We start from the raw sequence: 16,057 nt of genomic DNA, 5'->3' as shown, positions 1-16,057 counted from the left end.
GGAAAGACCCCGTGAACCTTTACTACAGCTTTGCACTGAACTTTGAGCCTACTTGTGTAGGATAGGTGGGAGGCTTTGAAGCAGTAACGCTAGTTACTGTGGAGCCGTCCTTGAAATACCACCCTGGTATGTTTGAGGTTCTAACTCTGGTCCGTTATCCGGATCGAGGACAGTGTATGGTGGGTAGTTTGACTGGGGCGGTCTCCTCCCAAAGAGTAACGGAGGAGTACGAAGGTGCACTCAGCATGGTCGGAAATCATGCAATGAGCATAATGGTATAAGTGCGCTTGACTGCGAGTCAGACATGACGAGCAGGTACGAAAGTAGGTCATAGTGATCCGGTGGTTCTGTATGGAAGGGCCATCGCTCAACGGATAAAAGGTACTCCGGGGATAACAGGCTGATACCGCCCAAGAGTTCACATCGACGGCGGTGTTTGGCACCTCGATGTCGGCTCATCACATCCTGGGGCTGAAGCCGGTCCCAAGGGTATGGCTGTTCGCCATTTAAAGTGGTACGCGAGCTGGGTTTAGAACGTCGTGAGACAGTTCGGTCCCTATCTGCCGTGGGCGTTGGAGATTTGAGAAGAGTTGCTCCTAGTACGAGAGGACCGGAGTGAACGAACCTCTGGTGTTCCGGTTGTCACGCCAGTGGCATTGCCGGGTAGCTATGTTCGGACGGGATAACCGCTGAAAGCATCTAAGCGGGAAGCCTCCTTCAAGATAAGATCTCCCTGACTCCTTGAGAGTCCTAAAGGGCCGTGGAAGACTACCACGTTGATAGGCTGGGTGTGGAAGCGCTGTGAGGCGTTGAGCTAACCAGTACTAATTGCCCGTGCGGCTTGACCATACAACAGAGATGGTTACTAACGACTAGCTAAGCTAGCGGATTGTGAGCAAGAGACATACAATCGCTTGCGGTGTATTACTACAGATTGTTTTACCGACTTATTTGGGTTGACTGTTAACTGCTAAAAAAGCAGTGGCAAACGAACAGTCAAACGGCAGCGCAGGGCAAACGCCCATAAGACCAACGCCAACCCAAGCCAGTTTGCCTGACGACAATAGAGTTGTGGAACCACCTGATCCCTTGCCGAACTCAGAAGTGAAACGCAACATCGCCGATGGTAGTGTGGGGTCTCCCCATGTGAGAGTAGGTCATCGTCAGGCTTCTAATCCGAAAGGGCCACCCAATGGGTGGCCCTTTTTTTATATGTGAAAAAATAGTTAATAAAAATAATAAAAGCAGAAAATAGAAAAAGAGTTGGAAGAAAAATCCGCTCTGGAGGAAAAATAAAACTCCGGCCAGCACCCAACCGAATTTTTACTCGCAATACTTCCGCCGAAAAATCCAACTCGCTAAAAAGGCCGGAGAAATAGAGAGCCTCCGCAAAAATCGGTGAGGCTTCTGACCCTTTAAAAAAGCATTTTTCTCAATATTTCCGTAAAGTAAAAAAAATAGGAAATGCAGAAAAACACGCCGCTTTATTTTATCCGTATCTCATATACCGCAAAGAAATCCTCCGAAATTAAAAATTAATTTCCAGTACAAAAAATCCTTGCACTAAAAAAGCTGACACAACAATACCAATAAAAAATCCGGTGATTTTTTGCACGTTTTGGTGAGCCTGAGTAACCACGGGCCCTGGCGCGGATATACCGCAGTTATGCACAAGTCTATCCAGACTTTCTGTTAGTAAAGCCAGCCTGTGCTGATTCATAGGTTTGAGCTTAGTGCCCTTATAAGAAATTTTTTGACCTAAATCTCATCCTGACCATATTTATGTGGAACAGTCGTACAGCATAGGCATAAAGAACTTGATTTTATTACAGCGATTCAGGATAGTCGCTCGTTGCCTTTTCTTGTGTGTTAAAGAGTTTTTTCAACTGCTCTTATGCAAAACACGACAGATGTATCTTAAGGCTTCTCACTCATAAGAGTGGTAGATGATAGCTAAAGACGTATTCAGCCGTGTCGAGGAAGACTGTACATACCCACTTGGACAACAAAGGCTGTTGCCATTGGGCGCTAAAGATATTGAAGGATAGTTAGATGCACATTCTTACGCTGTACCAATCAATTTCGCGATGGTTTCTATTGCTGACCATTGCAGTTTCACTGGCTGCCTGTGGTGGTGGAAGTGGTGGAAGCGATGACGGTTCTACTCAGGATCCAACTTCACCAGAAACGGATCCCTCTTATAGCATTAATGTAGAGCTGCGTGATTTGGATACCGATGAGCTGATTGCCAATCCTAACCCAGAAGAACCGGTACGCGTTCACGTGATGGTTAAGCGTGACAATGGTGATCCTGTTGTCTCTGATAACGTAACTGTCACAACGACTTTGGGGGAGTTAACCCCTAAAAGTGGAATAGTTAAGACCGATGACAGTGGTGTGGCTACTCTGGAGCTGGATGTTGAAGGGCAAGAAGTTGGCAGTGCTGGAGAGATTGTTGTTGCCTACGATAGTGTCAGTACTGATCAGGCACCTTACTCGCCTCTACGATTCAGTATTGAGGAGCCTTCTCTGAAGCTTGGTTACTTGGATAGCAACCAGCAGTTTGTGTCGGGTGAACTGGAGGTGCTTGCTCAGAGTCTATCTTCTAAGGGCAGTACGCCAGTTAGTGTTTATGTGCAAGGCCCTGACGGCAATCTTTACTCTAAGAGGGTGCAAGTGGAATTTTCCAGTAATTGCAGCCTGAGCCAACCAGCCGTTGCTACCCTTGACTCTCCGGTTACCACAACGGAAGGGAAGGCGACCTCGACTTATACTGCTGAGGGTTGTGAAGGTGAGGATAAGATCACAGCAGTCTTAGCGGCTTATCCAAGCATATCGGCCAGTGGCCAGCTTACTGTAATGCCTCCAGAGGTCGGCTCCATAGAGTTTGTAAGCGCAAATCCTGCGATAATCTCCATTAAAGGTACTGGCGGTAAGGAAACATCAACGCTTGTTTTTCAGGTTTTAAGCAAGAATGACTTACCAATTAGTGGAGTTGAAGTCAACTTTTCTTTGTCCACAGAGGCAGGTGATGCGACCCTTACTAACGATTCCGGCACGACCAATGCGGATGGTGAAGTAACTGCACTAGTTTCTTCTGGTACAGTAGCGTCGCCAGTTTCGGTAGTTGCCTCAATAACGCTCGATGGAGGGAAGGTTGTCTCCACCGTATCTGATGAGTTGGTGGTTTCTGTAGGTATCCCTGATCAGAATTCTTTTGATGTGGCTGCTACCATTTTAAATCCAGGTGGCGATACTTTTAACGGCGCAATCTCAACAGTTACTGCTTACGCTGGTGATGCCTTTAATAATAAGGTCCCCGATGGTACTGCAATTACTTTTACTACAGAGTATGGACGTATAACTGGATCTTGTACCACGGTTGACGGTAACTGTTCAGTTGATTGGACCAGTCAGGACCCTCGTCAGCCAGAGGCTTACACATTTGTGGGAGATGACGGTCAAGTTCACTCGCTTCGGACTATCTTTAACACTACCTGTCCTGTCACTGGGCGGATGGGTCCTTACCCCTGTCCGTTGACTACAGAGTATCCCAGTGGTCTGGGGCAGCCCTATGGCGCTCGCTCAACAATTCTTGCATATGCGTTTGGGCAAGAAACTTTTACTGATGCCAATGGTAATGGGCGCTTTGATACTGGTGAAGACTTTACCGATTTACCAGAAGCATTTTTGGATCACAATGAGGACGGCGCGTTCGGGAATCCTGGCAATGCTGGTAGTTGCCACCCCAATTGTCCCGAAGTGGCTGGCGATGAAGATTGGCCTGCTGATTTGAATAATAATGGAGTCTACGACCAGGGTAACGGCATTTATAATGGAGTTCTCTGTTCAGATGAGGCAGAGGCAGATGGAAGTTGCTCCAAAGAACTGGTTCATGTACGCAAACAGATAGAGCTCCTGGTTTCGGGAAGACAGCCATACGGGATATTTGAAACCGCTGAGGGTGATTTCAATACTCAGCCTGATATCGATATTTCTAAAGATGGAACTGGTTCAGTGTTTTTTTATCTTTCTGATAAATACAACGGTCGCTTGCCTTTGGGGACGGGGATAAAGATTGAATCAGACTATTGCGAAGTATGGCCAAAGGCCAATGCAGTTGCTAATACTAGTGACTTTGGTCCTAGCGTATTTGGTATCACAGTCAATGCCCCGGATAATGCTGAACCAAACGGTTCTGATTTCGTAAAGATAGAGGTCAATGTTCCTGCGCAGGAAGGTGGTTCGGACACAGGCATTACCGCGCTCTGGCAGTTCAAATGTACTTATGATCTGTGTGAGAGCTCACCTGAAGATGAAGCATGTGAGGAAGATTCCTGATCACAGCTTTACACTCATCGGGCCACTTTAGTGGCCCGATTTCGTTTTGGCAGGTTGGATTTAAGGCTCCGGTAGTCGATTTATTTCGCTCTTTGTAGATTGAGTACCCTGATAGAGTCAGATATTCCCGTATTGAGGGGGCCATAGTGATGCAATGCGATAAACTATTTAGAGAACTTCCTATTGGCAGCGAAAAATTGAATCAGGTTTTCAGAAATATTCCACAAGTTCACCCAAATGATCGGTCAACTTATCATTTTCAGAGTAGTCTACAGGACAGGCAATCACAGAAACCGTGTGCGCTGCCAAGGCTTGCTTCAGGATTGGCAAGAGTTGATTGCTTTCTTCAATTAAATAAGCCGTTGCACCAAAACTTTCGGCATATTTAACAAAATCTGGGTTCTGGAAGTCGACATGGCTGTGATGCTTGAGCTCTAGATCCATTTTCCATTTGATGAGTCCATAGCTGCTATCAACAAAAATTAAAATAACAATAGGAATACTCTCACGGATTGCGGTTTCAATTTCTTGAGAGTTCATCATAAAGCTGCCGTCACCCATCACTGCGAGTACCCTGTGCTCAGGATAGGCGAGCTTGACACCAATGGCGCCGGGTAGGGCAAAGGCCATGGTGGCGAGCCCGTTGGAGATCAGACAGGTATTGGGCTTGTATGCTGGATATAGACGTGCCATCCACATCTTCACTGCACCGGTATCGGTGAGCACGATATCATCTGCCTCCATAGCTTCCCGAATATCTGCAACAACCCTTTGGGGTTTCATTGGGCAAGCATTAGACGCCTTACCGTTGTCAATCTCTTTGCTGAGTAGTTTTTGTATTTTGTAATCTTCGCTAGTCAGATTTGGCTTGGCTTTTACATGTTTGGTTAATTCTTTTAGGGAAAGGGTTATATCTCCTTCTATACCTTGTGCGATATTGAAATTGGCATCGACTTCCGCTGGAAAATTATGGATATAGATGATTTTTTTGTCCGCTTTTGGATTTATACGTGCTGGTGGCATCTCCTGGAGTTCATAGCCTATACAGACAATAACGTCGGCGGTATCAAAGCCAAAATTGGCATAGTCGTGGACCATAAAACCCATCACACCCAGCGAGTTTGGGTGATTCTCTGGCATGGTACCCTTTCCATGAAATGTGCTGGCTACTGCTACATTTAGAGCCTCAGAAAACTGAACCAAAGCCTCCTGAGCATTAGCTCGAGCCGCCCCATGACCAACAAGAACAATAGGTCTTTGCGATTGGTTTAATATTTTTGCCGCACTCTTGATTTTCTCCATAGATGGAGCGGGGTTCTGCATGGTGTTAACAGGCAGTGGATGTTTATTAGTAGAAACTGCTATAGCCGCTATGTCTTCTGGAACACATAAGTAACAGGCTCCCGGTCGCTCCTCTTGAGAGGTCTTGAATGCTGCACGTACCAGTTCGGAGGTGGACTCTGGATTTATGATCATCTTTGATGACTTAGTGACAGGCTCAAACATCTTCACTAGATCAATATACTGATGGGTTTCTTTATAAAGCCTATCGATACCTGCCTGGGCACTAATTGCTACGAGGGGAGCGCTATCGGCATTGGCATCGGCCACTCCCAGTAGCAGATTGATGGCTCCCGGACCAAGGGTTGCACAGCACACGCCAGCTCTGCCTGTAACCCGGCCATACATATCTGCCATAAAAGCGGCAGCCTGTTCCGAGCGGGCAAGGATAAATCGTAAGCGGGAGCCATTTATGGCATCGATAAAGAGGATATTTTCTTCTCCGGGAATTCCAAATATAAATTCAACCCCTTCATTCTCAAGGCAGGAAACCATCAGTTCTGAAACATTTGTTGGAGTGTTATTCATAGATATTTCCTTGGCATGAAATTCGACTATCTATTAAATAAGCGGAGACTTTAGTCGAAGGCGTTACCAAGAATAGGTGGTAATTCATTTGTTTTGTTAAACCGCTCCTTTTCAATGAAATTACTGCCAGAATACCAAAATAAGCTCGCAATTTTAGAGGGATTTTGGCGCTTATTCTTTATTTGTTAGGTTGCCTGCTAATCGCTTGTTAGGATCGCTATAAAAAGAAAAAGAGTGTAATTCATGTGGCAGTTAAAGCTTCTATTGAGACTAATAATTTTGCTTTCTCTTGGTTATGTCGCCGTTGGGTGTATGGAAAAGGGAGAGGAAATAACATCTAAGCAAATGCAAAGCTCTTCTTATGAGGTAGCTGCACGCATTGGTGGGCGGGCAATTACTCTTCAGGAGCTAGATAGCACTTTAGAGTTGGCTTTATATGATATAGCAGAGCAGGAATATGAATTACGCTTGAATAAACTCAATGCTTGGATAGATAAAAAAGACGGCAACAATGCATCCGCTAAAAAAGTTGAGATTCTTCTGGCAGCCCCTAAGCCACCGAGAATTACTTTACCCACTGCTAGTCAGAATCTTCGAGGTAGTAGGGAGGCCCCTGTTACTTTAGCTGTTTTCTGCTCCTTTCAGTCCCCACACTGCAAAGCTATACAACCTGTTATACGTCGCCTAATGTCGACCTATAAGGGGTGGGTAAGCCAGGTACACTTTGATTTTCCACTTAAGTTTCACAGAGAAGGTATCCGGGCTGGCACGGCAGCACGCTGTGCGGCTGATCAAGGCAGATTTTGGGAGTACCACGATGCATTATATGTATTAACACCAGAAATTGATGGGGATACTTATTCCCAACTAACCGGGCAGTTACAATTAGATGCTCAGAAATTTGAAATGTGTTTATCCAGTGATACCCCTAAAGCATCTGTACTTGAAAGTAGGGACTGGGCACTAGGTCTAGGGCTTAAAAATGTACCTGTTGTCTTTATTAATGGCTTATATCTAAAAGGGCCGCGTAAATTCGAGCAGTATGCCTATTGGATAGAAAAAGAGCTACGGTCTATGGGCATAAATCCAAAAGAGACCTATGTTTGGAAAGATGATGAGACTATTGATGATCGGAATTTACCAATCACCGGTTTGCCACTTACTTTACTGGGGGTTAGTGAATCCAGTGTTAAGGGCAAATCAAAGGCGTTGATCCAGGTAAAGGAAGCTGCGGCTAAATATTTTAATGTAGGGCAAGAATTGGTAGCTGGTGCCTCCTTGCTCCGTCTTCACTCTAGTTATGTAGTTATTGAAAGCAAAGCAGGTCTGGAGAAGTTACCTTTGAAAGGGAAGGGGGGTACTGATATTTTACAGACGCATTCCTATGAACAGAATGCTGAATTAAAACGGCGCATTGAGCAGCCTTTGGGACCCGGGAGCCGCCAGCTGATAGCTTCTTCAGGAGTTCTTACCTTAGGGCAGTCTTGGCTGAGTAAGCAGTTGGAGCAACGGGAAGTTCTGGAAGCCAAATTTATCGAGGCCGAATTGGAGGTTGAGGGGCATCACCTGATGCGACTCGAAGGTATCACAAATAATGAGTTCTTCACCGCCCTGGGCTTTCAAGAGAATGATGTCCTAATGAGAGTTAATGATAGCTGGGTACATAGTGGTCAAAATAACCTATGGGATGCCCTTACCAGCGGTCAGATTATCGATGTAGCTTTTATGCGAAAGGGGTTGCCCCAGCGAATACAATATGTCGTTGAAGAGCAGGGCTATTTTGAGAAGGATTGAAGATAGCTTGAGAAAGGTAAAGAAAGCTAAATAGTTATGGGCCCACTGAGAAGTATTCAGGAGGGCCCAATGTTCACCGAGTGGACAACTAATTATTTATCTGGATTGCCCTGCCAAAGTAGATCGGCAACGATGTTTTGGCCCTGAATACTGGGGTGAAAGCAATCTCCACCACCAATGTCATCTTTGCCAAACTGAAAGGTACCAGCATTTACCTCATCTTCCCCAGTATACTCGGCTATCACTTCAACACCATTGGTGCCATTATAGCTCTCCGCCTCCTCAACGAGAATTTCATTGTAGCGACGTTGAGCTGCAGTAATTGCGCCGTAGCGAGTGGCAAAGTCTTCTCCATTTAAACTGCCGCCATTAGTGGCTATTTTGCAAATCCCAAAGGTTGACCAAACATGTTCACAATTTACCCGGGAGTTGCTTGACTGCTTGGCTAAGCCGGCTGCTCGCAGATCCTGCACCCTTGGTACTGAGCCTAAAAGAATGGTAGATCCATTGGGAAGACCATCGACGAGTTTATCTAAGCCCGCTTGAATTGCTGAGCGCCACTCACTTTCTGTGTATAGAGGATCATCACAGTTATTGGGATCGGTACAATCCCGGTTACAAATATCGTTTCCTCCAAGAACAACTTCTACGTGGTCGGGGATATTTGATTGAGATAAAATTCGATCAGCCTGAACAGCAAAGTTCTTCTTTCCTCCGCGCATTTCTGCCCCTGACTCAGCAGCTTTTTTATTCGCAGCCATGTTGGGTGAAATTATCTTGTACTTATCGTAAATACTCTCAACGGAGTTTTTATCACCATCAAACCAGGAGTGTTCTGGTTGGTCTCCACCGAGGAGACAAAACAAATCCCAGAAATACTTGTTACGGGTACAGTCTGCTCCGAATGCCATGGTAATACTGTCACCAGCAGCAACGGATTTAGAAGGGGCAGCTAAAGCTGTCGGTATCGACATAACACTTAAAACGAGTGCTGTTATAACTCCATATCTATTCCACATTGTATTTTCTCCCACACCGACTTTCGTCGTAGTTCATTATTGTTTTAAAACTGGATCGGTGAACCTGTGCAGTTTAGGTTGACGTGGAATGAGTGCCGGTGGGAATGATATCGACCGCTGGGTCAGCTTCAAATAAGTTGAAGCGTGTTGAATTTTTGTCGCCTAGAGCATCGAGATTTTTTGGTTGTAGCACCATGGAGAGGGTTATTTAGAGTCTGTTGAAAGTTGAGATCGACCACCTGTTCATATTCGAGAGCTTCCACTATACTGCGCTCTACTTGTCGGAGTGCCTGTGGGCTGAGATCGCTATTGCGAGATCCGTTGAACCTGATCGGGGTAACCCCCGCGTAGGGAACAAGATCTGAAGTCGCCTGTTTTTTTACAGTTTGGCGGCTTTTCTCTTTGCGTGTGCCCTGGACGCTGCGACCTTTAAATCCTCAAGCTTTAAGGTTACGCATGTCCGAGATCATTGAACAATCCGGCAAAGCCGGAAAATCCACCCGCGCTGCCAGCCGCGATTCTGCTAAAGCATTTCTTGAGAACCTTACGGTTCAATCTTTTCCCAATTCACGAAAGGTGTATTTACCTGGGGAAACGCCGGATATTCAGGTTGGCGCTCGCCAAATCTGCCTGGGGGATAGCGTGGTAGGTGGAGATGCAGATAATCCCCTTCTGGAGCCCAATGAGCCGCTCACCGTATACGATACATCTGGACCCTATTCTGAACCTGATTTCAGTGTCGATGTACGCCAGGGGCTACCCAAGTTGCGTCAGGGCTGGGTAGAAGCTAGAGGCGATACAGAGCAATTGGATTCCCGCCAAGCCGCCTACAGCCAGAAACGTATGGCAGACCAAGGGCTGGATCATATCCGCTTTGAAAATCTTCCCAGCCCGCGTCGGGCTAAACCGGGAAGAAACGTATCGCAAATGCATTATGCCCGCCGCGGCATCATCACGTCGGAGATGGAATTTGTCGCTGTTCGTGAAAATATGGGGCGCGCCAAGCTCGCTTCAGAAATGAGTGAAAGCCAATATCAAAAAGCGCGCGATAGTATTTTTATTCCCGAGCAAATCACTCCCGAATTTGTTCGCAGGGAAGTCGCCGAAGGCCGGGCGATTATTCCCGCGAATATCAATCACCCGGAAGTGGAACCGATGATTATCGGGCGCAATTTTCTGTGTAAGGTGAATGCAAATATTGGCAATTCTGCGGTGACTTCTTCTATTGAAGAGGAGGTGGAAAAGCTAGTTTGGTCCACCAAGTGGGGTGCCGATACCGTGATGGATCTCTCCACTGGCGCCAATATTCATGAAACCCGTGAATGGATTTTGCGAAATTCTCCGGTGCCTATTGGCACAGTACCGATTTATCAAGCGCTGGAAAAAGTGAACGGCATTGCCGAAGACCTGAACTGGGATGTCTATCGCGATACTTTAATTGAACAGGCGGAGCAGGGGGTGGATTATTTCACCATCCATGCTGGCGTGCTGTTGCGTTATGTACCGCTTACAGCGAAACGTATGACCGGTATTGTTTCGCGGGGTGGTTCTATCATGGCCAAATGGTGTCTGGCACATCACAAAGAGAATTTCCTCTATACCCACTTCGAAGAAATCTGTGAAATCATGAAAGCTTACGATGTGAGCTTTAGCCTCGGTGATGGTCTGCGCCCAGGTTCCATCGCCGATGCCAATGATGAGGCACAATTCGGAGAGCTGCATACTCTTGGCGAGCTCACAGAAGTTGCCTGGAAGCACGATGTGCAGACCATGATCGAAGGACCGGGCCATGTGGCTATTCACAAGATCAAAGAAAATATGGATGAGCAACTAAAGCACTGCCACGGCGCGCCTTTTTATACCCTTGGCCCGCTGACTACGGATATTGCTCCCGGTTACGACCACATTACCTCTGGCATAGGTGCAGCATTAATCGGCACTTACGGTTGCGCCATGCTCTGCTATGTGACGCCTAAAGAGCATTTGGGTCTACCCAATAAAGAGGATGTTAAAGAGGGCTTGATGGCCTATAAGATTGCGGCTCATGCCGCAGACTTAGCCAAGGGGCATCCACGAGCACAAAAGCGCGATGACGCCCTGTCAAAAGCCCGCTTTGAATTCCGCTGGGAAGATCAGTTTAACCTCGGTTTGGACCCGGAGCGGGCGCGAGCCTATCACGATGAAACTCTGCCTAAAGAATCCGGCAAGGTAGCGCACTTCTGTTCTATGTGTGGACCAAAATTCTGCTCCATGAAAATTACTCAGGATGTGCGCGATTACGCGGCCAAACAGGAAGCAGAGCGGGGAATGGAGGAGATGTCGATCAAATTTAAGGATATGGGTAGCGAAATCTATCACAAGGGTTGATGCGATTCTGGGGGAGGTTACTCCCCCAATCTTTGTATGAGTGCGGTGGAGTAAAGGGAGTTTGCTATCGCCAGTATCTATTTGATTTTGTGAAGATAGGTGATCTGTGACAGGCAAAACCAAAGCCAGTATAGCTATTGCCGGTGGCGGTCTTCTCGGGCGGCTACTCGCCTGGCGGCTCAGTCGGCGAGACCTGGATATAACATTGTTTGAGGCCGGCGATTTGTCGGCATCGGAAGGCGGTGCCTGCTGGACGGCGGCGGGGATGATCTCGCCACTGTCGGAGTTGGTGCACAGTGATAAACGAGTCTACCAACTGGGACTGCAAAGCCTCGAGCTATGGTCTGACTGGTCCAGGCAACTGGAGCAACAGAGTGGGTGCAAAGTGGAGTACCGCAGAGCGGGCTCGATTCTGGTGGCACACGGTAAAGACAGGAGTGAGTTATTACAATTCCTGAGGGAGTTGCAGGGTAAGTTGGGCGAATCCGCCAGGGAGCAGGTGCAACCGCTGGATGCCAATGCACTGGCTGAGTTTGAGCCTGCCCTGCAAAGCTTTGAGCAGGGTCTTTACCTGCGGGGTGAAGCGGATATCAATAATCAATGCCTGTTACCCATATTGCTGAGCATATTGCGCCAGCAGGGTGTGCATTTAAGAGAACACAGTAAGGTGAGTTGTGAGGCGGGACAAATTTCTCTTGCTTCAGGGCAAGAGAAGTTCGACTGTGTGATCGACTGTCGTGGCCTAGGTGCCAAGGGGCAGGTGGAGGGCTTGCGCGGTGTCCGCGGTGAGGTGATGGTCGTGGAATCCCGAGAGGTGGTTTTACAGCGTCCAGTGCGCCTGCTTCACCCCCGCTACAAACTCTACGCCGTGCCTCGCAGTGATGGCCGCACTGTGATTGGCGCTACAGAAATTGAAAGTGAAGATCTGTCCCCGATTTCGGTGCGCTCTAGCATGGAACTCTCCTCTGCCCTTTATTCCCTTAATCCAGCATTTGCCGAGGCTCGTATTTTGGAGACTCGAGTGAACTGTCGCCCTGCCACTATGGATAATCTGCCATATATACACAATGAGGATGGGCTGGTTCGGGTAAATGGCCTCTATCGCCACGGCTATCTTTTAGCGCCGGCGATGGTAGAGCAGGTCGTGAATCAAGTAACGCAACAACGGTTACAGGTGGTTTGATGCTGGTATCAATTAATGGGGAAGCTTACAGCCTCGAATCTCCCATAAAACTCGCTGCACTTTTACAACAACTTGGGTATCGCGGAGAAACATTTGCCGTTGCGGTTAACGGTAGTTTTGTCAGCCGCTCGGAATATGGTAATACACAGATTAATAGCGACGATAGCCTTGATATTGTTGCGCCAGTAGTAGGGGGTTAGAAAAGATGAGTGACCTATTAACGCTCTACGGAAAAACATTTAATAGCCGGCTTTTGGTGGGAACGGCTTTATACCCATCCCCTGCCATTATGCGTGAGTCGGTGCAAGCCTCAGCATCAGAAATTATTACTTTGTCTCTGCGTCGACAGAATCCAGCGCAGCAGCGGGACAATAGTTTTTGGAATTATATTCGCGAGTTTGGTTGCCAGTTGTTGCCCAATACTGCCGGCTGTAAATCCTCCCGTGAGGCGATCGAGCTGGCAAAAATGTCCCAGGAGATTTTCCAGACTGACTGGATCAAACTGGAAGTCATTGGCGATGACTACAACTTGCAACCTGACCCTTTTGGTTTGGTAGAGGCGGCGAGGGAGCTAGTTCATCTCGGCTTTAAAGTCTTGCCTTACTGCACTGATGATTTGGTCTTGTGCCGCAAGTTACTAGATGTGGGCTGTGAGGTATTGATGCCTTGGGGGGCGCCGATTGGCACTGGGCAGGGACTTCTGAATAAGTACAACCTGCAAACTCTGCGTGACCGCTTGCGTGATGTGCCGCTAATTATCGATGCTGGCATCGGTGCGCCATCGCAGGCTGCCGAAGCTCTGGAGATGGGATTTGATGCGGTATTACTAAATACTGCCATCGCCAAAGCGCAAGATCCCATACGGATGGCACAGGCCTTTAAGTTGGCGGTGGAATCTGGACGAATCGCCTTTAATGCGGGCCTGATGCTCAGGCGACAAACTGCCAGCCCCAGTACCCCAACCCTGGATATGCCATTCTGGCAGCAGGCAGAGAGTATGCTGCAGGATTAGGATGTTTATGCGAGATCAATTTCTAACGAAAAAACCTATCACCTGGACCATTGCTGGCAGTGACTCTGGGGGAGGTGCCGGTATACAGGCAGACTTGCTGACGTTTGCCGATTTTGGCTGTCACGGTTGTAGTGCTATCACCGCCAACACCGCACAAAATACGGTGGAAGTGACTGCGATTAATGCAGTTTCTTTAGAGGTACTGGATTCCCAGCTACAGACTTTACAGCGGGACTTATTCCCCGCTGCGATTAAAATTGGCCTGCTGGCCAATACCGGTCAAGTCTTGTTGGTTGCTAATTTTTTACGCAAATTAAAAACGATACAGCCGGTTCCCGTTATTTATGATCCGGTTGCCGTTGCCACCAATGGAGCAGGACTTACTGAGGGCGATATTGACGCGGAAGTCTTGGCCCAGTTACTGCCGCAGTGTGATCTGGTGACTCCCAACTTACATGAATTGGAGTGGCTTACCCGGGCAAGTACCACGGATGCGAAATCTATTTTAGAGGCTGCGCGACAGCTGCACGCCTTGGCAGGTACAGGGGTTTTGGTGACCGGTGGCCACACGCAGTTGCGGCCAGGTGAGGTTTCTGACTTGTTTTGGGACGGTGAAAAGGCCGACTGGTTTATTGGCAGGCAGGTGCCGGGTAATAATACCCACGGAACCGGCTGCACTTTATCCTCTGCTATTGCCGCCTGTTGCGCTCTCGGTTATCCCATAAGAGATGCCTGTGTGGTTGGTAAGGCCTATGTGCAACGTGGTTTACGCCTTGGGGAGAATTCCCATATCGGCGTTGGTGCCAGCCCGGTAGGGCATTGTGGTTGGCCACTAGACTTGGCGGATTTCCCTGAGATACTGCTCGCGGGTGAAGAGCGCGCGCAAGATTACGGCCTTAGCTCTACCCAGCCATTCGTTCAAGGATTTGCTGCAACCGATACCCAAGCTTTGGGTTTATATCCGGTGGTGGATACTGTGGAATGGTTGCAACGCTTGGCTGAACAAGGCGTGCGCACCTTACAGTTGCGGATAAAAACGCCCGGTGAGGATCTACGTGAGCAAATTAAGCGCGCGGTCGCTATCGGTAGGAGTTATAACTTGCGCTTGTTTATCAATGATTACTGGCAGCTAGCGATTGAATGCGGTGCTTATGGTGTTCATTTGGGGCAGGAAGATTTACAAGAGGCGGATCTTACTGCGATCCAATCTGCGGGCCTTAAGCTGGGTATCAGTACCCACGGTTTCTTCGAGTTATTGCTGGCCTATCGATATCGCCCCAGTTATCTGGCGATCGGCGCTATTTACCCCACAGATACCAAGGATATGTCTGATCAGTTACAAGGGGTAGAGAAGCTGACGCGGATGGCTGTACTTCTACCCAATTACCCACTGGTTGCGATTGGTGGCATTAATCAGCAGTGCGCACCAGAGATTATTGCTACTGGTGTGGGCAGTATCGCTGTGGTCAGTGCAATTACCAAGGCAGAAAATTATAAGCGGGCGGTTGCCGAATTCAATGCCCTCCTGGAAGACAAGTGTACGGAAGTCGAGCCATGTTAAGCAGTAAGGAGCTACAGCGGTACAGTCGCCAGATGATTCTGCCCCAGGTGGGAGAAGAGGGACAGGAAAAACTGGCGGCGGCACGGGTAATGATCATTGGTCTCGGTGGCTTGGGTAGTCCGGCAGCACTTTACCTCGCCGCTGCAGGCATCGGTGAATTGCACTTAGTAGATGGTGATCATATTGATCTTTCCAATTTGCAGAGGCAGGTGCTGTACAAAACCAATCACCAAGGTAAATCAAAGGCGCAGGTGGCGGCACAGCAGTTAACCGCAGCAAATCCCAATATTCGAATTTATGCGCATCCTCAAATGGCCGATGAAATCTGGCTTAGAGATCATGTTGCACAGGTGGATCTGGTGCTGGATTGCACGGATAACCTCAAAATACGCTACCGGATAAATCGAGCTTGTCACGAAATCGGGCGACCAGTAGTGATGGCATCAGCCCAGGGCTTTTCCGGACAGTTGATTAGTTTTGATTTTTCTAAGAATAAAAATCCCTGTTACGCCTGTCTGTTTCCACCCCAACAGCAGGAAGATATTCATAACTGCTCAACGATGGGGGTGATTGGTCCGGTTTTGGGTGTTGTTGGCAGCGTTCAAGCTTTGGAGGCATTGAAAATTTTACTCGGTTTGCCGGCATCCAGTCTTGGTCAATTGTATTTAATTGAGGGGGAGACCCTGGCTATGCGGACACTAAAGCTAAATAAATCTGAGAATTGCCCAGTTTGTTCTGCATAGAAGTTGGCATAATTATGCAACAAATAATAATTTTTTAAATTTCTCAGGGTGTCGGATATTTTTTTTGTGGTTTTTTTGAGGGAAAGTTTCGAATTCTGGGGATAGGCGTGACACATCTTCCGGATATTGTTAATGTGTAATCGAAAGCTGTGTATTTATAGATGTTGA

General features: G+C 47.7%; 10 protein-coding genes, 2 rRNA genes and 1 riboswitch (1 of these 13 cut by a window edge). Of the genes, 10 read left to right on the top strand and 2 right to left on the bottom strand.

Going from position 1 to position 16,057, the window contains the following annotated elements; genetic code table 11:
- The 3 genes from ACXAFI_RS13135 to ACXAFI_RS13125 form a co-directional block, all read left to right on the top strand.
- Positions 1–849: ribosomal RNA gene (locus ACXAFI_RS13135) — 23S ribosomal RNA — on the top strand (it extends 2,032 nt beyond the left edge of the window).
- Positions 850–1,053: 204 nt separating this feature from the next.
- Positions 1,054–1,169 (top strand): 5S ribosomal RNA (gene rrf, locus ACXAFI_RS13130).
- Positions 1,170–2,052: 883 nt separating this feature from the next.
- Positions 2,053–4,341 (top strand): Ig-like domain-containing protein, encoded by a 2,289-nt coding sequence (locus ACXAFI_RS13125; RefSeq protein ID WP_475109172.1) that lies wholly within the window; start codon positions 2,053–2,055, stop codon positions 4,339–4,341.
- A 210-nt stretch (positions 4,342–4,551) separates the two neighbouring features.
- On the opposite strand, the gene ACXAFI_RS13120 is transcribed toward ACXAFI_RS13125, so the two are convergent.
- Positions 4,552–6,210 (bottom strand): acetolactate synthase large subunit, encoded by a 1,659-nt coding sequence (locus tag ACXAFI_RS13120; protein WP_475109171.1) that lies wholly within the window; start codon positions 6,208–6,210, stop codon positions 4,552–4,554.
- Positions 6,211–6,453: 243 nt separating this feature from the next.
- Here ACXAFI_RS13120 and ACXAFI_RS13115 point away from each other — a divergent pair, with 243 nt between their 5' ends.
- A complete protein-coding gene (locus ACXAFI_RS13115) occupies positions 6,454–8,004 on the top strand; it encodes a thioredoxin domain-containing protein (RefSeq protein WP_475109170.1) in 1,551 nt (516 codons plus the stop codon).
- Between the two features lie 92 nt (positions 8,005–8,096).
- On the opposite strand, the gene ACXAFI_RS13110 is transcribed toward ACXAFI_RS13115, so the two are convergent.
- Positions 8,097–9,038 carry an SGNH/GDSL hydrolase family protein gene (locus tag ACXAFI_RS13110; RefSeq protein WP_475109169.1) on the bottom strand — a complete coding sequence of 314 codons (942 nt, stop codon included), beginning with the start codon at positions 9,036–9,038 and terminating at the stop codon, positions 8,097–8,099.
- Positions 9,039–9,295: 257 nt separating this feature from the next.
- Positions 9,296–9,394: riboswitch (TPP riboswitch) on the top strand.
- An 85-nt stretch (positions 9,395–9,479) separates the two neighbouring features.
- On the opposite strand from ACXAFI_RS13110, the gene thiC reads away from it, so the two are divergent.
- The 6 genes from thiC (at position 9,480) to ACXAFI_RS13080 (ending at position 15,889) form a co-directional block, all read left to right on the top strand.
- Positions 9,480–11,390, top strand: a complete 1,911-nt coding sequence (thiC, locus tag ACXAFI_RS13105) for a phosphomethylpyrimidine synthase ThiC (protein WP_475109168.1) — start codon at positions 9,480–9,482, stop codon at positions 11,388–11,390.
- Between the two features lie 106 nt (positions 11,391–11,496).
- Positions 11,497–12,573, top strand: a complete 1,077-nt coding sequence (gene thiO / locus ACXAFI_RS13100; protein ID WP_475109167.1) for a glycine oxidase ThiO — start codon at positions 11,497–11,499, stop codon at positions 12,571–12,573.
- The gene (gene thiS, locus ACXAFI_RS13095; protein ID WP_475109166.1) at positions 12,573–12,773 is read left to right on the top strand and encodes a sulfur carrier protein ThiS; all 201 of its coding nucleotides are present in this window, start codon (positions 12,573–12,575) and stop codon (positions 12,771–12,773) included. Before thiO ends, thiS begins: the two co-directional genes overlap by 1 nt.
- A 5-nt stretch (positions 12,774–12,778) precedes the next feature.
- On the top strand, positions 12,779–13,585 hold the full coding sequence (locus ACXAFI_RS13090) for a thiazole synthase (RefSeq protein WP_444921503.1): 807 nt from the start codon (positions 12,779–12,781) through the stop codon (positions 13,583–13,585).
- Between the two features lie 7 nt (positions 13,586–13,592).
- Complete coding sequence (gene thiE, locus ACXAFI_RS13085; RefSeq protein WP_475109165.1) at positions 13,593–15,146, top strand: thiamine phosphate synthase; 1,554 nt, start codon at positions 13,593–13,595, stop codon at positions 15,144–15,146.
- On the top strand, positions 15,140–15,889 hold the full coding sequence (locus ACXAFI_RS13080; RefSeq protein ID WP_475109164.1) for a HesA/MoeB/ThiF family protein: 750 nt from the start codon (positions 15,140–15,142) through the stop codon (positions 15,887–15,889). The genes thiE and ACXAFI_RS13080 overlap by 7 nt, the downstream gene beginning before the upstream one ends.
- Positions 15,890–16,057: the final 168 nt, after the last annotated feature.

The sequence above is a fragment of the Microbulbifer sp. ABH2_005 genome (assembly GCF_056160005.1).
The sequence above is the reverse complement of the archived record's forward strand: the minus strand, read 5'-3'. Positions and strand labels throughout refer to the sequence as shown.